The following is a 20047-nucleotide window of genomic DNA, read 5'->3' as shown; positions in this document are numbered from 1 at the left end:
ATCAAGCAAAACCGGTCATGGGGCCGCAGCGGGCTGCAAGCGCAGCAACCGCCCCTGCGGGCTGTCGGTCAGCAGGTACAACAAGCCGTCTGGCCCCTGGCGTACGTCGCGGATGCGCTCGCCGTTGCCTTGCAACAGCCGCTCCTCCTTTTGCACCCTGCCGCCAGACACTTCCAGCCGGTGCAGGGTGCCAAACTTGAGCGACCCGACGAACAAACTGCCCTGCCACGCCGTGCCGTAGCGCGTGCTGGTCAGAAACGCCATGCCCGAAGGGGCGATGGACGGTGTCCAGTGGTGCAGTGGCTGTTCCATGCCGGAGCGGGCCGTGCCCTCGCCCATCTTTCCGCCGCCGTAGTTTTCGCCGTAGGTGATGACAGGCCAGCCGTAGTTGCGCCCGGGCTGGGGCAGATTGATTTCGTCGCCGCCCTGCGGGCCATGTTCGTGCATCCACAGTTTGCCGTCGGGGCCCATCGTGGCGCCCTGGGGGTTGCGGTGGCCGTAGCTCCAGATCTCGGGCAAGGCGCCGGGCTGCTTCACGTACGGGTTGTCGGGCGGCGCTGCTCCGTCGGGCGTAATGCGGATGACCTTGCCGTGGTGGTTGTCGAGCTTTTGGGCATCGTCCTTGCGGTGGTAGCGCTCGCCCAGCGCCACAAACAGGTTGCCGTCGCTGGCCTGGGCAATGCGGCAGCCAAAGTGCAGCGCGCTCTCCACCTTGGGCCGCTGGCTGAAGATGACGCGCACCTCCTGAAGGCTGCTGGCGTCGGCCGACAAGGTGGCGCGCGCCACCGCCGTGCTGTTGCCTGCCGCGCCGCCCGCTGCGGGCTCGGCAAAACAGAAGTAGATGCGGCGGTTGCGGGCAAAGTCGTTGTCGGTCACCACGTCCAGCAGGCCGCCCTGCCCGCCTGCCGCCACTTGCGTCACTCCCGCCAGCGCAGGCCCCACCTGTCCCGTCGCGCTGACCACGCGCAGGCGCCCCGGCCGCTCGGTCACCAAGAACTGCCCGCCCGGCAAAAAGGCCACCGCCCAGGGGTGGACCAGGCCGGTGGCCACCGGCACCAGCGACACCGACGGCGGGGGCACGGGTACGCCTTGCGCCTGGCTGCCTGCGTACGCACTGGCCGCTATCAAACATATAGCTACCCGTGCTTTTTTCACTATCACTACCTGCCGATTTAGAGTCCAACCCATGCTCTCAAGCTCCTTTTGGCCCGTAGCCTTGCCACCGACCGCACCCGGGGCGGAGGCAAGCCAGTCTGGCGCGCATCTTGCAAGCGGCTTTTGCCTGTGAAAACACTGCGCCCATCGATTTATCTGAATCAAATCAACAGCTTGCAAAAATGCTTATTTTTGATAAATAACCATACCGTGTTACCCTTCGCCCCCATGTCCAGATGGTTTTGCATCCTCATCCTTGCCTGCGCCACCGCTGCGCATGCGGCGCCCCAGGGCACCAATTCTGACGATATGGACCGCTTGCTCGCGGACAAAGGGCTGTTTACCCGACTCGAAGACGTGAGCCACAAGGTGGCTGACAAGGCCCAGACCGTGGCAGGCCGCGCGGGTGACCTGGTGGTCAACGCCATGGGTTTTTTGGGCGTGCCCTACAAGCGTGGCGGCAACAGTGCCGAGACCGGCTTTGACTGCAGCGGCTTTGTGCGCGCTATCTATGAGCAGACGGTGGGGCTTTTGCTGCCCCGCCGTGCTGATCAGCAGGCAGCCGCCACCCAGGTCATCGACAAGAAAGAGCTGCAACCCGGCGACCTGGTGTTCTTCAACACCATGCGCCGCAACTTCAGCCATGTGGGCATTTATGTGGGGGACGGCAAGTTCATCCACTCGCCCCGCAGCGGCTCGGAGATCCGGGTGGAAGACATGGGCGTCGCCTACTGGGCACGCCGCTTCAACGGCGCGCGCCGTGTGACGCCAGGCGAAGGTGTCGAGAGCGCCCAGGCACCCCAGGCGCAGAAATAAATCGTAAAACGCTCCCGGCTTCCTTCATTGGCGGGCCGTGGTGATCAGGGCTTGACCACGTACACCGTCTCGGTGCTGCGGATCGGGCCACCCGTCACATTGACCGGCCCGGCAGACGGATCGCCCCGCAGCAGCGCCTTGGCTGCTGCCATGTCCGCCTGATACCGCGCCCGGGCCTCGGACTCACACCGCTTGCGCTCCGCCGTCGGCATGGACCGGCACTCTTCCATGCTCACCTTGAGCCCACCCCCCGCTTCACGAATGGCCGACTGGTAGCGCTGCTGCGGCGTGGTGTCAGGCACGGCACCACGCGCCAGGGATGCCTCGTCGCTTTGCGCCTGGGCGGCAGTGGGAAACGACAGCACACCGCCCAAGGCCATGGCGGCCACCAATACGGCGGCCGGGCGAGCCACTAACCGGCTCCATGACGAGCGCTGGGCCCCAGCCGGTGCAACGGAGTACGAAATGAATGGGGTGGATGACATAGTGAACATGGTGGGTACACCTTTCTGTCTTGAGAGAAGTCTGCGGCAGTTGTGGGTACGACAAGCACCCCACCACCCTTTGCGAGCCTCACTGTAGCCCCGGGCGCAACCTGCGCGGCGCCAGCACCGGCCGCGCTACCATGTCGGACACCACCCACAGGGCGTTGCCATGCACCACACCCCCGCGCTGCCCCCCGATGCTGCGACTGCGCACGACAAGGGCTATCTCCGGCGCCTGCTGTCAGAGCGCAACCAGACACCAACCAGCGGCACCGGGGCGATTGACGCCGCCATTGAACAGGCGTTTGTGCGCAGTGTCGCCATCCTGGTGCTGGACATGTGCGGCTTCTCCCGCATCACCCAGCGCCACGGCATCATTCACTTCCTGGCGATGATCCACCAGATGGAGCAGGCAGCGCGCCCTGCGATCGAAGGCAATGGCGGTGAGGTCATCAAGCAGGAGGCCGATAACCTGTTTGCGGTGTTCGCCACGCCCGAGCAGGCCCTGGAGGCCGCTCTGGACACCCTGCGCGCCCTGGGCGCCATGAACACCGTGCTGCCGCCCGAGCGGACGCTGAACGTGAGCGCAGGCATTGGCTTTGGGCCCACCCTGGTGATTGCACGCGAGGACCTGTTTGGCCCCGAGATGAACTGCGCCTGCAAACTGGGCGAAGACATTGCCACGGCCAACGAGATCCTGCTCACTGAGGCGGCTTGGGCCAGCCTGCCGAACGGGCGCTACGTGTGCTCGCGCACCGACCACCAGATATCGGGCATGGACCTGCATGCGCACCGCTTTGAGCGCTGCCTTTTTGAACGCCCCCTGCATCCGTGGGACTCCACACGGCACAGCACCACCTTGCCCGGGGGACGCTGACAGGGGGCATTGTCCGACAGCACTTTGACTGCCCCATCTGTAAAGTGACTCTATCGTCTGAACCAACTATCAAGGGGAAAAACATGCTGTCACTTCTGGGGATGTTGCTGATTGGTTTGGTGGTGGGCTTGATTGCCCGTGCCGTTAAACCCGGGGACGACAAGCTGGGCTGGATCATGACGGCGCTGCTCGGTGTAGCGGGCTCGTTTCTGGCCAGCTACGTGGGCATGGCCATGGGCTGGTATGCGCAGGGCGACAGCGCTGGCTGGATTGCATCCGTGCTGGGCGCTGTCGCTCTGCTGGTGGTGTACGGCTTGGTCAAGGGCAAGTCCTGAGAGGTCCTGGATCTTGCCCCGCTCGCTGAGCTGCTCGCCATCTGCGCTTTGAATCACGCACTTTCGTCCTATCACCCTCCATCACGTTGTCACCCATGCCCACCTCATTGCAAATGGCCGCTGGAGACCCTGAACTGGCTGCGGTTGTACGCCGCGCCCGCAAGCTGCTGCACCGCCGCGCCATGGTGGCGGCAGCGGCCAGCGTGGTCCCGGTGCCGGGGCTGGACTGGGCGGTCGATGCTGCCCTGCTTTCCCGCCTGATCCCACAGATCAATACCGAGTTCGGCCTGTCGGCCGAGCAGATCGACCAGCTGGACCCGAAAAAGCGGGAGCAAGTGCAAAAGGCGGTGGGCCTGGTGGGTTCCGTGCTGATCGGCAAGCTCATCACCCGCGAACTGGTCATCCGTGCCACCCAGACGGTGGGCTTGCGCCTGAGCACCAAGCAGGCGGCCAAGTACGTGCCCCTGGCGGGACAGGCCATCGCGGCCACCCTTGGCTACGCCACCCTGCGCTACCTGGGCGAGCAACATCTGCGCGACTGCATCCGCGTGGTGCAACAAGCCCAACTGCGGTTGCCGCCGCCCGTGGAGTCCTCAACGGTCAAGCGCTGACCCCAGGACCCGGGTGTACAGACCCAAAAAAAGGGCCCGAGGGCCCTTTCCGCATTGTTGCAGCGTCGCTCAGGCCGCGCGTCAGCTGGCCGAGCAGACAAAGCTGCTGGCGTCTTCCACGCTGCCCGAGCCCTTGTACTTGGCAAACTGCGGGTAGGGGCACAGCGGACGCGTGCGGTTGGGAAAGTCTGCGTTGGTGGGCAGCGCCTTGGCCGCGATGCTTTGTGGGGCAATGCCCTTCTCTACCCAATCCACCATGGTCTGGATCGAGTCGAAGTTGTCGGTGGCCGGGCCGCCCGAGCAGTGGTTCATGCCCGGCACCAGGAAGGTTCGCGCAAAGTTCTGCGTGGCCGCCATGCCGCCGTTGTTCGCGGCCAGACGTTCGTAGTAGTCCACCGTGTCAAACGCCGAGAAGATCGGGTCAGACATGCCGTGGATGAACAGCAGCTTGCCGCCGCGCTGCTTGTAGGCCGCCAGTTTATCGTCGGCATAGGTGTCGTAGACGGCAGAGTACGCGGCCATGCGTGCGGGGTCGGTATCAAAGTTGAAGGCCAGCGGGTTGAACGAGAGATCCGGCGGTGTGAAGAACTCGTTGACCAGGGCATCCACCATCAGCGTGATGTAGCGTGCGTCGGGGGTGGCCGTGGTCGAGTTACCCAGCGTCCAGGACCGCCAGCCGGGAGCCGCCAGTCCGGCATCCCAAGGCTGGCCTGTATACAGCGTCTTGCCGACGGAGTTGCGGGGCCCGGCGAACACGCTCTTGAGCGCACCCACCTGGGCGGACGACAGGCAGCTGTCGGTCTTGCCGCCCGTGCATTGCAGCACGGCGGGGTCAAACGCCTTGCAGGCATTGACGTTCTGGGCCAGGCCGTCCACCACGCCGTCGGCGGCGTCGCAGGTGGCATTGACTGCAGTGGCCACCAGTTTGAGGTCGCTGTTGCTGAAGGCCTTGGAGAGGATGCGGTTGCCACTGGCATCCTGCGGCGCAATGGCGTTGAACTGGATGGTGTTCCACATGGCGGCCACCGTGGCACCGCTGGACACGCGCATGGCAGGCGCTCCGGCGGTGATGCCGTCAAAGTAGTCCGGGAACCGCTGCGAGAACATCATGCCCTGGCGCCCGCCGCCGGAGCAGCCAGAGAAGTAGGAGTAGTCCGGCTTGCGGCCGTAGCGCGTGCTGATGAGCGACTTGGAGGCCACAGCCGTCTTGTCGTAAGAGTTGTAGGCATGGTCGGTGCGCGCCTGCGGGTCGGCGCCAAAGCTGGCGCTGGTGCCGGTATGGCCCGCATCGGTGGACACCACCGCAAAGCCCTGCCCCAGCGGCGATGGCGTGCCGCCCGAAATGCTGGAGCTGAGCGAGGTGTCTCGCAGGATGCCGTCGTTGCCGCCCCCGCCGATGAACAGAAAGCGTCCGTTCCAGCGGTCGGGCAGGCTCAACTGAAAACCGATTGCATAGTTCTTGCCATCCACACCCACACGCGGGTTGATGGCACCCGTGACCACACAGTGCCCGGGCAAAAAGTCGCCCGTGGCAGCGCCACCGGGGCGGCGCGTGCCCGGTGGCACATAGCTGGTGGACAACTTGGTGTTGCTGAGCTGCGCGTTGGTGCTCAGAGCAGCGCAAGCGGCGGCCGGGTTGGCGCTCTCGGTCACCAGCACAGCGTTGCCGCCGCCGCACGCACTGAGCAATAACGGCAGCAGCACGGCGGCGGGCAGCGCAACGCGTTGCGCGACGGGGGTATCCAGCGAAAGGGATGGCATGGTGGTCTCCTCGGTTGATCGGTCTTGTGGGGTTGAACCTTTGGCGCAGCAACACCCGGCGACGGCCGTCAAGGCGTCGCTGAGGAAGGTGCGCGGATTTTTTGGAAATCGGACGGCGTTGCCCCTGTCGCCTGGCGCAGCCCTGCGAGCGGAATGCGTAGCGCCCGGCAACAACTGGGCAGTGCCGACTCAGTCGGCCTTGAAGCCCGTGGCGGCCACGGCCTTGCCCCAGGTCACCGTGTCGGCCGCGATGATGCGGGCGAACTCCTCGCGGTTGGTGCCCGTCACGCGGAAACCAGCCTCTTCCATCTTGGCCTTGCCCTCGGGCGACTGCACGGCCTTGATGATGTCGGCGCTCAGCTTGGCAACGATCTCGGGGGGCGTCTTGGCCGGGGCCACGATGCCAAACCACGAGTTGAACTCCAGGCTGGGGTAGCCCTGCTCCTTGATGGTGGGCACGTCGGGCAGTGCGTTGGACCGGGTACCGCCGGTGGTGCCCAGCGCCACCAGCTTGCCGGCCTTCACGTTGGGCGCGGCCAGGCCTACGCTGGCAAACACGCCCTGCACGTCACCGCTGAACAGGCCGCCCAGCGCATCGGTGGTGTTTTTGTAGTGCACCGGTTCGGGCTTGAGCTTGACCGCCTCGCCAAACATGAAGGCGCCGAAGTGACCCGGCGTGCCCGCGCCAAAGGTGGCCAGGAACAGGCCCTTTTGTTGCTGGGTCCAGGCCACAAAGTCCTTCACATTGCGCGACGGCACCTTTTGCGGGTTGACCAGCAACGCAAAGTCAGCGGTGACCACCTGGCTCACGGGGGCAAAATCCTTTTGCGGGTCGTATGGCAGCTTGTTGTAGCTGCTGGGCGCAATGCTGAGCTGGCCGGTTTCGCCCAGCATCAGCGTGTAGCCATCGGGGGCAGCGCGTGCGGCCTCGGTCGCAGCGATCAGGCCACCGGCGCCGGGCTTGTTGTCCACGATCACGCCCAGGTTGCCCCAGCCTTCAGACAGCTTTTGCGCCAGCAGCCGCGCCACGATGTCCGGCCCCGTGCCCGCCGGAAAGCCCACGATGATGCGCACCGGCTTGTTGGGGTAACTTGCCGTCTGCGCCAGGGCGCCAGTGGCGGGGGCCAGGCCCGCCACCACCGTGGCTGCCAGGCAGACGCTGCGCAGGGCATGCCGACGGGAGAAGCTGCGGGACAGGGTGCGGGTGAGCGTGGAAAAAGAGGTCATGACAAGGTCTCCAGGGTGTTGTTGTGTGCTGTCGGTCATCAAAAAAGCGAAATGCGGGACTGCTGTGCGGCTACATCAGCTCCCAGAACCGCATGGCTACTGCATCGGGAAACCGCGCACCGGTGCCCGTGAACATGCGCTCCCCAATCCATCGCAACGCGGGAGACGCTGTCTCGAACTGGGGGCTGCAGCGAAAGTAGATCTGCGCCGGGTCCACCACCTCGCCACGCACCAGGCGGGCCATCAGCTCGGGCGGGCCAGACCGCACGGCGCGGTTTTGCACATAGATCAAGTCGCCGCCATCCGCCTCCAGCGTGTAGCGCGCGTCCAGCTCGGCCAGGGTGTCGCTCACGATGAGCTGAAAATCCGCCCCGCCTGGCATCACCCTAGCCTGCCAGCCGTCGCCCTGGGCCTTCCCGCCCAGGATGGGGATGAGCCGGCGCAGGCCGTGTACGGTGCGGCCCACCTCCTGGGGCACGCCCACCTCCACGCGCAGGTCGGCAAAAAATCGCAAACGGGGTTCCACAAAGGGCACGGGTTCGGTCATGGGCTCCATCTTTCGGGTGTCTGGCAGGCAAGCGGCTAGGGGCGGCGTGCACCCAGCCTGCTTGCGGGGTTGCACCTAGCGTAAATCCCGTGGCGCTTGACCCCTGTCATCCCTGAAGATGACAGCAATGACAAAGCCCACCCGGCATACCCCGCGCAACCCATGAGGCACTGGCTCCCTGCAAGCACATCCGGCGGCGGCATCACGCCCCCGCCCAACCTCACGGGCTCGGCCCTGGGCGCCATGGTTCACCAGCTGGGCGACGACGGGTTCGCCTGCGGCATGCTGCAGGAGCTGGCACCCGTGCTGCCCGCAGCGTCGTGGTCGGTGTACCGCACCGGGCGCCATTGCAAACCCACCTTGTTCATGTCGGCCAGTTACGGCATTCCCGACACCACGCAGGACTGCTGGTGGGCCTACCTGTCAGGCCCCTACCGCACCGACCGCACCTGGGGCCGCTCGCTGGACGAAGCCGCACCGGCCGAAGCGCCCACCCAGTTGTGCCACCTGACGGCGCCCGAGGTGGACGCAGAACACCGCGCCCGCGTATACGAGGCCCATGGCGTGGCCGAGCGGGTGTCGGTGGTCGAACACGAGAGCGATGGCTCGGTCTTTGCCGTCAACTTCTACCGCCACCAGCACCAAAAGCCGTTCCAGGACCGGCAGATCAGCGACTTTGAGGGCATGGCCCCGGTGCTGCTGGCGCTGACCCGCAAGCACATCGCCCTGGCCCAGCGCCCCGGGGTGTTGCAACCCGCACTGCAGCCCCCGTCACAGGCCACGGCCCCCGCGCTGTCCCACAGCCTGCCCGCGTTGCGCGAACGCCTGCTGCGCGCCCACGCGGGGCTGACCGAGCGCGAGCTGGACGTGTGCGCCCGCCTGCTGCAAGGCATGACGCAGGAGGGCATTGCCTGCGACCTGGGCCTGAGCCTTCCCACCGTCAAAACCTACCGCAACCGCGCATTCAGCCGCCTGGGCATCCACTTTCGCAACGAGCTGTTTGCACTGGCGCTGGGCACCCAACGCAGCGTTTAGACGAAAGGGCACGCCACGCATGGGCACAATGCCAGCCCATGCCCAGCCTGCCGCAGTCACCCGTTCCACCCACGCCCCCCGCAGGTCGGGCCCATGTGGTCGCGCAATGGGCCCAGGCCCTGCGCAACCGTGCTGACAGTGCCGCCCTGCAGCAGCTGCCCCCGCTGACCGACGCCGAGGCCGCGCAGGTCATGGCCCAGCTGCGGGGCGATGGCAGCCACCCCCCGGGCCACGCCCCGGTGCCCAACACACCCGATGGCGTCGTCCCCGGCCACTTTCGCCCGCGCATCACCCTCATGACGCTGGGTCGGGGCGATGGTCTGCTGGGCATGGCGCCCCAGGGCAAACTGGGCCCGCGTGGTGACAGCGTCACGCTGGTGCAGATTGACTGGACCTACCGCACCGACAGCGGCGCCACCTGGCAGGCGCCCGCGCCCACCTCCATCCTCAACGCGCGCCCGGCCCCCGTGCAAGACCTGTTCGACACCGGTGGCCCGGTGGTGCGCATGCAGCGCAACCTGGCGGCTGAAGCCGACGCCATGGACCGCGTGTGGGACCTGGGCCTGACCCCCGTGGACCCCAAAAGCCTGCAGTGGCGCCACCGCGCAGCCGCCACCACGCTGGGCCCTGCGTGGACGCTGGCGCAGGAGGCGCACTTTGGCGACTTCTGGGCCGACGTGGTTCCCCAGTTGCGAACCGAGGGCTGGAGCGTGGTGGTACACCCCGGCTTTGCGCACGAAAGCGTGCCCGTGTCGCGCTGGAAGCTGGTCGTCGCCCCCGACACTGGCGAGCTGCTGGCCAAGGAAGTCGATGGCCCGCTGGGCACACGCCAGCGCCCCGTGCAAAAACTCATGCTGCCCGAGCGAGAGGGCGCCTGGCTGCTCAGCCTGGGCATAGAGATCGACGGTGAAACGCTGGACCTCGCCCCCATGCTGGCCGACCTGCTGCGCCGCGACGCCCGCTGGCTCAACGCGCGGCAGATGGCCGCCATCGATGACATCGCCATCATTTCGCTGCGTGCGCCCGGCGGCAAGCGCATAGATGCACCCGCCGGGCCACTCAAGGCCATCGTGGGCGCCATGGTGGACTTGCTGACCGACCCCACCCGCAAACAGCTGAAGGACGGCGACCCGCTGCGCCTGGGCGCCTGGGAGGCGCGCCGCATCGAGGCCCTGCGCGCCGGGCTCGTGCAGGTGCACCGCGTGGGCACGGTGAATGGCTGGAACAACGACTGGCAGCTGCAGGGCGACGTGGGCCTGGCGCAGCTCGCCAAGCGCCTGCGCTCTATCGGTGCGCCCCAGCCGGTGGCCGCACCGCAGGGCCTGCAGGTGCAGCTGCGCCCCTACCAGCTTGAAGGCCTGGCCTGGCTACAGTACCTGCGCGCCCAGGGCCTGGGCGGCATCCTGGCCGACGACATGGGCCTGGGCAAAACCGCACAGGCGCTGGCCCATGTGCTGACCGAAAAGGAGGCCGGGCGGCTGAAGCGACCAGCGCTGGTGGTGCTACCCACCTCGCTGCTCTTCAACTGGCAGGCCGAGGCCGCGCGCATGGCGCCCAGCCTGCGCGTGCTGGCCCTGCATGGCGCCGACCGTGGCAAACGTTACCTGCACATCGCTGACCACGACCTGGTGCTGACCACCTATCCGCTGCTCTGGCGCGATGTGGAGGCGCTGGCCGCCGAGCCCTTTCACTTGCTGATCCTGGACGAGGCCCAGATGGTGAAAAACGCCGGCAGCCGCAGCGCCCGCGCCCTGCGCAAGCTGCAGGCGCCGCACTTGCTGTGCCTGACCGGCACGCCGCTGGAGAACCACCTGGGCGAGCTGTGGGCGCAGTTCGACTTTTTGATGCCTGGCTTTCTGGGCGATGTGCGCAGCTTCAACGCCCGCTGGCGCAAGCCCATCGAGGAAAACGGCGAAACCTTGCGCGCCCAGCTGCTGTCGCAGCGCGTGCGCCCCTTCATCCTGCGCCGCCGCAAGCAGGACGTGGCCACCGAACTGCCGCCGCGCACCGAGACCATCCTGCGCGTGCAATTGCAAGGCAAACAGCGCGAGCTGTACGAGGCTGTACGCACCACCGCCGACAAACAGGTGCGCCGCGCACTGGAGCGGCAGGGTTTTGAAGGCTCGCAGATCGCCATCCTGGACGCGTTGCTCAAGCTGCGCCAAGTCTGCTGCGACCCACGACTCGTCAAAGGAACCACGAAGACTGCCCACTCCATGGAGCGCGCCAAGCTCGAACTGCTGGCCGACCTGTTGCCCGCCCTGGTCGATGAAGGCCGCCGCGTGCTCGTGTTCTCGCAGTTCACCGAAATGCTGGGCCTGGCAGCCGAGATGCTCGACACCCTGGCCCTGCCCTACCTCACCCTCACCGGCCAGACGCCACCCCGCCAGCGTGGCGCGGTGGTGCGGCAGTTCCAGGCGCAGGACGCAACCAGCGCCCCCATCCTGCTGGTCAGCCTCAAGGCCGGGGGCCTGGGCCTGAACCTCACGGCCGCCGACACCGTGATCCACCTGGACCCCTGGTGGAACCCCGCCGTGGAAGAACAGGCCACCGCGCGCGCCCACCGCATCGGGCAGGACCAGCCAGTGTTTGTCTACAAGCTGGTGGTGGAAGGCAGCATCGAGGAGCGCATGCTGGAGCTGCAGGCCCGCAAGGGCGCGCTGGCCCAGGGCGTGCTGGGGCACGATGCCGAAGGCGCAGTCAAGTTCAGCGAGGCCGACCTGCACGCGCTGCTGGCCCCCTTGACCGAACCGGCCAACAACCCGCTGGGCGTACCCGGCGAAGACGCGCTGCGCTGGGGCGGCACAGGTAAACGGCGGCCCCGGCCGCTGCAGCCACCGGAAACCTGATTTTTGGGCGTTTTTGCCTTGTAGCGCTGGTAATTCATGCGCTGACAGCTATCAATAGATGAGCACTCTCATCCGTGCGGTGAGTCTTGCGCAAAAGCGCAGAATTCAAAAGCAAGCTTCGGAGTGCGCCCCACAGCCTCCGTCCCTAGAGTGCATGGCATTGCAACCCACATAGTGAGCCGTGCACCATGATGAACGTGTCCACCCTTCTGCCCCACAGCGCCCCCATGCCCACCCGCCACCGCCCCAACACCAAAGCCGCGCAGGCAGCCGCCACCCAGGCCGACCCGCGCTGGGCGGCGGTGGTGGCGCGCAGCGCCGGGGCCGATGGGACGTTCTGGTACTCGGTGCAGACCACGGGCGTGTACTGCCGCCCCAGCTGCGCGTCACGCACGCCCCGGCCGGAGAACGTGCTGTTCCATGCCAGTTGCGACGATGCGGAGCGCGCCGGGTTCCGCCCCTGCCAGCGCTGCAAGCCGCGGCAGGCCACCGCGCTGTCGCACCACGCGGCATTGGTGACCGAAGCCTGCCGCATCATCGAAAGCGCCGCCCCCGGTGATGCCCCCACGCTCGATGCACTGGCAGCGCGCGTGGGCCTGAGCGCCTCGCACCTGCACCGCATCTTCAAGCAGGCCACGGGCCTCACCCCCAAGGCCTATGCGGTGGCCCAGCGCGCGCAGCGGCTTCGCAGTGCGCTCGACAGCCCGACCACGGACTCGGTGACGGACGCCATCTATGGCGCGGGCTACCAGTCCAGCAGCCGGTTTTACGAACAGTCTGCCCAGGTGCTGGGCATGCGGCCCAGCCAGTACCGCGCACGGGGCGCATCGCAGGACATCCGCTTTGCCATCGGCCAGTGCTCGCTGGGCGCGATTCTGGTGGCGCAGAGCGACCGGGGCATCTGCGCGATCTTGCTGGGCGACGACCCCGACGCGCTGCTGTGCGAGCTGCAGGACCGGTTTGCGCAGGCCCGCCTGATTGGCGGCGACACCGCGTTTGAAGCCCTGGTGGCACAGGTGGTGGCGTTTGTCGAGGCCCCGGGCCTGGGGCTGAACCTGCCGCTGGATGTGCGCGGCACCGCTTTCCAGCAGCGGGTGTGGCGGGTGCTGCAGGCCATCCCTGCCGGGCAGACGGCCAGCTATGCCGAGGTGGCCCAGCGCATCGGCAGCCCCAAGGCCGTACGGGCCGTGGCCCAGGCCTGCGCAGCCAATGGGCTGGCAGTGGCCATTCCCTGCCACCGGGTGGTGAAGAGCGATGGAGCGCTGTCGGGCTACCGCTGGGGCGTGGAGCGCAAACGCGCCCTGCTGGCGCGCGAGTGCGATGCTGAAGCGGCCCCGCTGTCGGCGGAAAAGGTGGCATGAGCGTGGCGGCTCTTTCCGGCCCGGGCACGCTGGCGGATAGCGTGTGGCACCAGCGCGCGGCCACCATCGACTGGCAAACCGCCAGCGAGGCCCTGCGCCAGCAAGGCAATGCCGTGCTGCCCCAGTTGCTGAATACTGCCGAGTGCGCCGCCCTGGCGCAGTTGTACGGCCACGCGCAAGAGGGCACCTTTCGCAGTCGCGTGGTGATGCAGCGCCACGGCTTTGGCCAGGGCGAGTACCGGTACTTCAGCTACCCGCTGCCCGACCTGGTGGCGGGCCTGCGCGGGGCGCTGTACCCGCACCTAGCCCCCATCGCCAACCAATGGAACACCGCGATGGGCATCGACGTACGCTACCCCGCGCAGCATGCCGACTTCATCGCCCGTTGCCACGCCGCAGGCCAGGTGCGCCCCACCCCGCTGCTACTGCAGTACGCCGCTGGCGACTACAACTGCCTGCACCAGGACCTGTACGGCGAGCATGTGTTTCCACTGCAGGTGGCCATCCTGCTGTCGGAGCCGGGGCGAGACTTCACCGGCGGCGAGTTCGTGCTGACCGAGCAGCGCCCGCGCATGCAGTCGCGGGCCGAGGTGGTGCCGCTCTCGCGCGGCGACGCCGTGGTGTTTGCCGTGCACCACCGCCCCGTGCAGGGCACGCGCGGGCCCTACCGCGTGCAGATGCGCCATGGCGTGAGCCGCTTGCGCAGCGGGCAGCGGCACACGCTGGGCATCATCTTTCATGATGCTGAATGAGGTTGTCACCGCCAAAGCCGTTGCAGGCAGCCCCTCGCCAAAGATGACAGATGCCATGACCGCCAGCCTGTTCGACGACCCACCCCAGCCCGCCCGGCCACCCGAGGTGCTGGAGCCCGGCGCCCAGGTGCTGCGCGGCTTTGCGCTGGCGCAGGCGGCAGACTTGCTGGCTGCAGTGCAGCAGATCACCGCCCAGGCGCCCTTCAGGCACCTCATCACGCCGGGCGGCCTGCGCATGTCGGTGGCGATGACCAACTGCGGCGCGCTGGGCTGGGTGAGTGACCGCAGCGGCTACCGCTATGACCCCATCGACCCGCAGACCGGCCAGGCCTGGCCCGCCATGCCGCTGCTGTTTCGCCAACTCGCACGCGAAGCCGCTGAAACGGCTGGCTTCGCTGGTTTTGCGCCCGACGCCTGCCTCATCAACCGCTATGCCCCCGGCGCGCGCCTGTCACTGCACCAGGACCGCGACGAAGGCAACTACGCCCACCCCATCGTGTCGGTGTCGCTGGGTGTTTCGGCGATGTTTCTGTGGGGTGGTGCGCAGCGGGCGGACAAGACCCGCCGTATTGCGCTGCTGCATGGCGATGTGCTGGTCTGGGGCGGGCCTGCGCGCTTGCGGTTTCATGGGGTGCTGCCCTTGCCCGAAGCACACCACCCGCTGACGGGTGCACACCGCATCAACCTCACCTTCAGAAAGGCCGGTTGAAGTCGCCGGACCCACCCTGTTGAACTCAGCGCGTGGCGTAGCCGGTCCAGCCGCCAATGGATGCCAGCAGCTTGTCGGCCTGGGCGCGCCCCTTCAAGTCCTGGGCGATGGTGATCTGCCGCCCGCCCCGCAGCTCGGCCACGATGCGGAAATACACCTGGCGGTTGCCGTTGCTTTCGACTGTGTAGCTCTCCACCACCCGCAGCCGGGCAATGTCGTGCGGAGGCACCTGGTGCCAGCGTAGCATCAGGCCCAGCAGGCGCCGCTCGGTGCGCAGGCCGGTGTGGTCCAGCTGCACGCGCAGGCTGTTGGCGATGGTGTAGAAGCTGGCCAGCAGCACCACACCGCCCACACCGCCAAACAGCAGGCGGAACAGCCACGGCGCCACATCGCCCGATGATTCCTGCTCCCAGGGCACCAGCGCCCCGACGGTCAAAAACACAGCCCCCACCAAGGCCAGCGCCAGTTTGAGTCCCCACCATCGGCCGGCAGGAAAGTACATGGCCACCCCGCCGGGCGTGCGCTCCACCCGCCCGGGCATGCCTGCCGCCAGCGACTGGGCGCCGCTGCCCGCACGGTCCTGCGCGGCCCGGGCTGGGCGCAGCACATGCACCAGCAGGCCCACACCCACACCGCCAAACACCACCACAAACACCATCTTCAGGGCCAGCAGGCCGGGCCGCAGGCTGCGGTCAATGACGGCGTCCGCCGGATCGGACGGACTGACCCAGACCTGAACGGGCGCGCCGTCGCGCAGTGCCTGCTCCAGCCGCGCACCCAGCGCTTCCTGAAAATCGCCCACGTTGTCGCCACCACCGCTGATCGCCACGCGCTCGCCCTGGTACTCACGGCCCGCCACCTGATAGCGGTAGGTAGCCTTGACGGTGTAGGAGCTGGATTTGCTGCTGCGGCTGGTTTCCAGCCGCGCAGCCACCACCGTGGCAGGAACGGGTTGCCACCACTGCATGCGTGCCCAGTCGTACAGCGTGGGCAGCACACTGAGCAGCAGCATGCCCACACCCACCGCTGCAAACGGCAGGGCAAACAGGCCCAGCAGCCAGCCCCCAGCGCGCTTGCCACCACGGGCAGCCGGGTCGCGTGCACCCTGCGCATGGGTTGAGGGAGAGCGTTTGGTCATGGACAAAGTTCAGGGCAAATAAGACAACAAACCGACGCGGTGATGGCCCTGGTGAGTGCCGCCACATGCGGCCTGGACCGGTGCGACCAGCCTTGCACGGTTAGATTCTGCGGCGCGTCCCCGGGCTGCGCAATCTGCCATGCGGACAGCAGGCCATTTCAACGCATTGGCAGCCGATTTATGGTGTTTTTGGCCACAAGCGCTAGTGGAAAATGCCTGGATAGCTATCATATAGATAGCAATTCGCTGTCCGCGAATTGGGCTGCGGCGCCCGCCACCACCTGCGGCATCTTTGACAGAATGCGTCCATGGTCACCGCTCCCACCCCTTCACACCCCCCGCACGCCGCCGCGGACCGCCCGGCCCAGTTCTGGCTCATGAAGTCCGAGCCGGACGAGTGCTCCATCGACGACGCTCTGGCCGCGCCCAAAGCCACCGTCCCCTGGACCGGCGTGCGCAACTACCAGGCCCGCAACTTCATGCGCGATGCGATGCAGGTGGGTGACGGCGTGCTGTTCTACCACTCCAGCTGCCCCGAGCCCGGCATCGCCGGCCTGGCCCGCGTGGCCAGCGGCACCCGCCCCGACCCCACGCAGTTCGACCCCACATCGCCCTACCACGATCCCAAGTCCCCGGCAGACAACCCCCGCTGGCTGCTGCTGGACGTGCAGGCGCTGCGCAAGACGCGGCTGATCAGCCTGGCCGAGCTGCGCGCCCACCCGGCGCTGGCGGAGATGCGGGTGTTGCAAAAAGGCAGCCGCCTGTCCATCACACCGGTAGAGGCGTCTGAGTGGGGCTACATCACCGAAGTGCTGATGCAGGGCGACTGATGGCCGTTGGTGCAGCTGGTGAGCGGCGGCCCAAGAACGGTCACAAGCTGCGCTCGGCCGACACATGCCCCTTGTCGGCGTACATGGCCTGGTCCGCCGCACGCAGCAGCTCGAACGTGGTGGTGCCATCGCGGGGGTAAAGGGCGGTGCCGACGGCGGCCGACACGCTCACCACGCGGCCCCCGCCCAGATCGATGGGCTGTTCAATGGCCGCCATCACCCGGCGCAGCGCCTGGTCCACCTCGGCCGGGTCCTTAACGGCGGTGAGCACCAGCACAAATTCGTCACCTCCGATGCGGGCCGCCGTGTCGTTGCCCCGCACCTGCTTCAGCAGGCGGCGGGCGGTGACCTTGAGCACCTCGTCGCCCATGTCGTGCCCGTAGCGGTCGTTGATGGGCTTGAAGCCGTTGAGATCGAGATAACACACTGCCGCCTGGGTCTGGGTGCGGTCGCTCAGGGCAAAAGCCTGGGCCATGCGGTCGGCCAGCAGCAGCCGGTTGGGAAGGTGCGTGAGCCCATCGTGGAAGGCGATGTGCTCCACCTGCTCCTGGTACTGCTTCATGGCGGTGATGTCCTGCATGAGCCACAGCGACTCGCCCTGCCCCTCCAGCAATACCCCATTGACGTCGATCCACACGATCTCTCCCGTCACCTTGCGCATGCGGCGCTGCTGCCGGTAGTGCTGGCCGGAAGCCAGCACCGCGTAGGCGTCGCGGCCAAATGCCAGAAAGTCCTCCTGGTCCACGTACATCTCTTCCGTCGTGCGCCCCTGCAGCGTGCCGGGCGCATAGCCAAAGATGCGTTCCAGCGCCGGGTTGCGCCAGACGATGACACGGTCCTTGACCTTGGCGATGCCGATCAGGTCGTTGTCCAGCATCGCCTGCTGCTCCAGGTTCAGCGTGTGCAGTTGCTGGCGCGCGGCGTGCAGCTCGCTCACGTCGTACATGATGGAGCGGCTCATCACATAGTCGCCCTGCGCATCGAGGATGGCGGTGGACGACACGCTCACCCGCCGCTGGACGCCGCCACGGCCACACAGGTTGAACTCCAGCGGTCCGATCTTGCCGGTCTGCAAGAACACCGGAAAACACGCGGTGAACAGTGCCTTGCCTTCGTCATCAAAAAAGTCCACGGGGCCCAGCTTGCCGATGACCTCCTCGCGCGGCAGGCCCAGCCACTGCAGGGTGAGCAGGTTCAGGTGCACATATTTGCCCTGGCGGTCCAGCGCGTAGTACCCGCAGGGCGCGTGGTCATACAGGTCCTGGAATTGCTCTGAGGCCTTTGCCAGCTCGGCCTCCAGCTGGCGGCGCTCGGTCACGTCGCGCCCTACCGACTGCCATTCCACCAACTGGCCGTCGTCGTCGAACAAGGCGCGGTTGCTGAACTGGCACCAGCGGATGGTTCCGTCGCCAGCCACCACCCGGTTTTCCACCACCGCCAGGGGCTGCACCGGGCTCACGCCATGCAGTGCCTTCGTGACCAGAGGCAGGTCGTCGGGGTGCACCATCGGTGCCCACACCCGGCCCACCACCTCGTTGCGGTGCAGGTCGAACATCCTGCAGAACGCCTCGTTCACAAAGGTCATGCGGTTGCTGGCGTCAAAGCGGCAAATGATCTCGGTCTGGTCCTCCAGGATGGAGAGGTACCGCTGCTCGCTCTGGTGCAGGGCCACGGTGCGTTCGGCCACGCGCTGCTCCAGCTCGGCATTGGCGCTTTGCAGCGCCGCGCGCCCCTCCAGCAGGCCTTGCGCCATGTTCTGCAGCGCAGAGCGCAGGTGCTGAAACTCCACCGTCTTCATCTCGAAATCGAGCGCATCCACCTGCCCGGTCACTTGCACTTGGCGCGCCGCGTCGGCCAGGCGCTCCACCGGCTGGCTGAACCGCCGCGCCACTCCGTAGGCCAGCCCGGCCAGCAGGGCCGCCATCAGCCCCAGCAGCAGTGCCAGCAGGGTGTGCATGCGGCTGATGGGCTGCAAGGCCATCTCCAGCGGCTGCCGTGTGACCAGCAACCAGCCCAGGTCGGTCGCCGTCTGGGCACGCACCGGCACCACGGCCGTGAGGTAGGGCTGCCGCGATGTGTCGCCCCAGGACATCACGCGGAACGCGCCCGGATCGGGCAGGATGGGCAGGGCCGAGCGGGGCTGCTCCACCGCGCCCTCCGTGTTGATGACCCCGTCCTTGTTGACAAGGATGACTTCCAGACCGCTTGACAGTGGCGCAGCAGGGCTTGACCGGCGGATGATGTCCTGCACCCAGGCCCAGTTCACATGCGCTGCAATCACGCCCTTGAACACGGAGTCCTGCCCGCGGACAGGCGACGCGTAGTCCATGAAGCGCAAGGGCACCTGGCTGCCCGGCGCACGCAGCAGCTTGTCCAGCAGCACTGCGTCGTGCGCATCGCCCACATAGGGGCCCCGCCCCCCCGCGCCGAACCACGGCCGCTGCGATACGTTCTGGCCCTGCAGCAGATTTCCGGTAGCCACCTGCACCACGCCCTGCGTGTCGGTCACGCCGATCCACGAATAGAACGGGTAGGACTGGCGGATTTGTTCCAAGTGAGCCTGCAACTGGGGAGCGTAGCCGGCACCCTGCGTCAGCATGGGCAAATGGCTCAGCAGCGCAATTTCGCGCTCACGCTCCTGCATCCCCTGCGCCAGTGCCAGCGCAATCGGGCGGCTCGAGTTCATGAGCGACTGCCCGCTGAGGTCCGTGAGCTGCCGGGTCAGGAGTTCGTCGGCCACCAACCCCACCACCAGCCCCGTAGCCACCGCCGTGCCACCGAACAGCAAGGTCAGACGCGCACGCGTCGTATGCAGCCAAGAGGACACAGAGGAAATCAAACGCATGGATTTGGATGGTGCGTAGGCCGAAAGGCCCCATTCTGGCAGCGAACCGGGGTGCCACCCCAGGGTATGCACACACCTGTGAAGGGAAAATCCGCCCGCCCAGGGCGCAACGCCTGCAGCCCCCCCGCGTCCGTCTATGCTGGCGCCGTGCGCACCACCAAAACCTTGCTGATCGTCTACCACTCCCACACCGGCGGCACCCGGCAGATGGTGGACGCGGCCTGCGCGGGAGCGGTGGCAGCCGACAGTGGCGTGGAGGTGCGGCTGCTGGCCGCGCCCCAGGCCCAGGCCGCCGATGTGCTGGCGGCGGACGGCTATCTGTTTGCCACCCCAGAAAACCTTGCAGCTGTCAGCGGCCTGCTGAAGGATTTTTTTGACCGCACCTACTACGCGGCGCTCGACCAGATCAATGGCCGCCCCTACGCCACCCTGGTCTGCGCCGGCAGCGACGGAACCAATGCCGCACGCCAGATCGCACGCATCGCCACGGGCTGGCGCCTCAGGCAGGTGGCGGACCCGCTGATCGTCTGCACCCACGCACAAACGCCCGAAGCCATCCTGGCCCCCAAGCAGATTGAACCGGGCGACCTGGAGCGCTGCCGGGCGCTGGGTGAGGCTATGGCGGCAGGGCTGGGGATGGGGGTGTTTTAAGAACCTGTTCCAAGAGCCGGTTCAAAGAGCCGACCTTGATGGCGCCGGTGCGTGCGGACAGGC

General features: G+C 67.1%; 18 protein-coding genes. 11 read left to right on the top strand and 7 right to left on the bottom strand.

Features of this window, described 5'->3' with window-relative positions; translation table 11 throughout:
• Positions 1 to 15 precede the first annotated feature (15 nt).
• On the bottom strand, positions 16 to 1188 hold the full coding sequence (locus C8C96_RS15605) for a PQQ-dependent sugar dehydrogenase (RefSeq protein WP_233584253.1): 1173 nt from the start codon (positions 1186 to 1188) through the stop codon (positions 16 to 18).
• Between the two features lie 195 nt (positions 1189 to 1383).
• Here C8C96_RS15605 and C8C96_RS15600 point away from each other — a divergent pair, with 195 nt between their 5' ends.
• A complete protein-coding gene (locus tag C8C96_RS15600) occupies positions 1384 to 1971 on the top strand; it encodes a C40 family peptidase (RefSeq protein ID WP_056062930.1) in 588 nt (195 codons plus the stop codon).
• Positions 1972 to 2015: 44 nt separating this feature from the next.
• On the opposite strand, the gene C8C96_RS15595 is transcribed toward C8C96_RS15600, so the two are convergent.
• Complete coding sequence (locus tag C8C96_RS15595; RefSeq protein WP_233584252.1) at positions 2016 to 2456, bottom strand: hypothetical protein; 441 nt, start codon at positions 2454 to 2456, stop codon at positions 2016 to 2018.
• Between the two features lie 169 nt (positions 2457 to 2625).
• Between C8C96_RS15595 and C8C96_RS15590 the strand changes: the two genes are divergently transcribed.
• From C8C96_RS15590 to C8C96_RS15580, 3 genes are all read left to right on the top strand, one after another.
• Positions 2626 to 3333, top strand: a complete 708-nt coding sequence (locus C8C96_RS15590; RefSeq protein WP_121942878.1) for an adenylate/guanylate cyclase domain-containing protein — start codon at positions 2626 to 2628, stop codon at positions 3331 to 3333.
• Positions 3334 to 3416: 83 nt separating this feature from the next.
• Positions 3417 to 3668, top strand: coding sequence for a GlsB/YeaQ/YmgE family stress response membrane protein (locus tag C8C96_RS15585; RefSeq protein ID WP_056062936.1), 252 nt, complete (start codon positions 3417 to 3419; stop codon positions 3666 to 3668).
• A gap of 95 nt (positions 3669 to 3763) precedes the next feature.
• Positions 3764 to 4279 carry a hypothetical protein gene (locus C8C96_RS15580; RefSeq protein WP_056065019.1) on the top strand — a complete coding sequence of 172 codons (516 nt, stop codon included), beginning with the start codon at positions 3764 to 3766 and terminating at the stop codon, positions 4277 to 4279.
• An 81-nt stretch (positions 4280 to 4360) separates the two neighbouring features.
• Here C8C96_RS15580 and C8C96_RS15575 read toward each other — a convergent pair whose 3' ends face one another.
• The 3 genes from C8C96_RS15575 to C8C96_RS15565 form a co-directional block, all read right to left on the bottom strand.
• Positions 4361 to 6040: a DUF6351 family protein gene (locus C8C96_RS15575; protein ID WP_121942877.1), complete on the bottom strand. Its 1680-nt coding sequence runs from the start codon at positions 6038 to 6040 to the stop codon at positions 4361 to 4363.
• Between the two features lie 189 nt (positions 6041 to 6229).
• Positions 6230 to 7267, bottom strand: coding sequence for a tripartite tricarboxylate transporter substrate binding protein (locus C8C96_RS15570; protein ID WP_199737479.1), 1038 nt, complete (start codon positions 7265 to 7267; stop codon positions 6230 to 6232).
• A gap of 70 nt (positions 7268 to 7337) precedes the next feature.
• Positions 7338 to 7814, bottom strand: a complete 477-nt coding sequence (locus tag C8C96_RS15565) for a DUF3237 domain-containing protein (protein ID WP_056062938.1) — start codon at positions 7812 to 7814, stop codon at positions 7338 to 7340.
• Between the two features lie 162 nt (positions 7815 to 7976).
• Between C8C96_RS15565 and C8C96_RS15560 the strand changes: the two genes are divergently transcribed.
• From C8C96_RS15560 to alkB, 5 genes are all read left to right on the top strand, one after another.
• The gene (locus C8C96_RS15560) at positions 7977 to 8849 is read left to right on the top strand and encodes a helix-turn-helix transcriptional regulator (protein WP_233584251.1); all 873 of its coding nucleotides are present in this window, start codon (positions 7977 to 7979) and stop codon (positions 8847 to 8849) included.
• 38 nt (positions 8850 to 8887) lie between these two features.
• A complete protein-coding gene (locus C8C96_RS15555) occupies positions 8888 to 11698 on the top strand; it encodes a DEAD/DEAH box helicase (RefSeq protein ID WP_121942876.1) in 2811 nt (936 codons plus the stop codon).
• 227 nt (positions 11699 to 11925) lie between these two features.
• Entirely contained in the window at positions 11926 to 13059 is a 1134-nt protein-coding gene (gene ada / locus C8C96_RS15550; protein WP_121944041.1) for a bifunctional DNA-binding transcriptional regulator/O6-methylguanine-DNA methyltransferase Ada, read from the top strand.
• The gene (locus C8C96_RS15545) at positions 13056 to 13811 is read left to right on the top strand and encodes a 2OG-Fe(II) oxygenase (protein ID WP_121942875.1); all 756 of its coding nucleotides are present in this window, start codon (positions 13056 to 13058) and stop codon (positions 13809 to 13811) included. The genes ada and C8C96_RS15545 overlap by 4 nt, the downstream gene beginning before the upstream one ends.
• Before the next feature lie 55 nt (positions 13812 to 13866).
• Positions 13867 to 14520 (top strand): DNA oxidative demethylase AlkB, encoded by a 654-nt coding sequence (alkB, locus tag C8C96_RS15540; RefSeq protein WP_121944040.1) that lies wholly within the window; start codon positions 13867 to 13869, stop codon positions 14518 to 14520.
• 25 nt (positions 14521 to 14545) lie between these two features.
• On the opposite strand, the gene C8C96_RS15535 is transcribed toward alkB, so the two are convergent.
• Positions 14546 to 15658, bottom strand: coding sequence for a DUF3592 domain-containing protein (locus C8C96_RS15535; protein WP_121942874.1), 1113 nt, complete (start codon positions 15656 to 15658; stop codon positions 14546 to 14548).
• A gap of 308 nt (positions 15659 to 15966) precedes the next feature.
• Here C8C96_RS15535 and C8C96_RS15530 point away from each other — a divergent pair, with 308 nt between their 5' ends.
• Positions 15967 to 16488 (top strand): EVE domain-containing protein, encoded by a 522-nt coding sequence (locus tag C8C96_RS15530; protein WP_121942873.1) that lies wholly within the window; start codon positions 15967 to 15969, stop codon positions 16486 to 16488.
• Positions 16489 to 16528: 40 nt separating this feature from the next.
• On the opposite strand, the gene C8C96_RS15525 is transcribed toward C8C96_RS15530, so the two are convergent.
• A complete protein-coding gene (locus tag C8C96_RS15525; RefSeq protein WP_121942872.1) occupies positions 16529 to 19333 on the bottom strand; it encodes a diguanylate cyclase domain-containing protein in 2805 nt (934 codons plus the stop codon).
• Positions 19334 to 19540: 207 nt separating this feature from the next.
• Between C8C96_RS15525 and C8C96_RS15520 the strand changes: the two genes are divergently transcribed.
• Positions 19541 to 19984: a flavodoxin family protein gene (locus tag C8C96_RS15520; RefSeq protein WP_370107396.1), complete on the top strand. Its 444-nt coding sequence runs from the start codon at positions 19541 to 19543 to the stop codon at positions 19982 to 19984.
• Positions 19985 to 20047: the final 63 nt, after the last annotated feature.

This window comes from Acidovorax sp. 100, from assembly GCF_003688355.1.
GTDB lineage: Bacteria > Pseudomonadota > Gammaproteobacteria > Burkholderiales > Burkholderiaceae_C > Acidovorax > Acidovorax delafieldii.
This window is presented reverse-complemented; position numbering and strand designations above follow the sequence as displayed.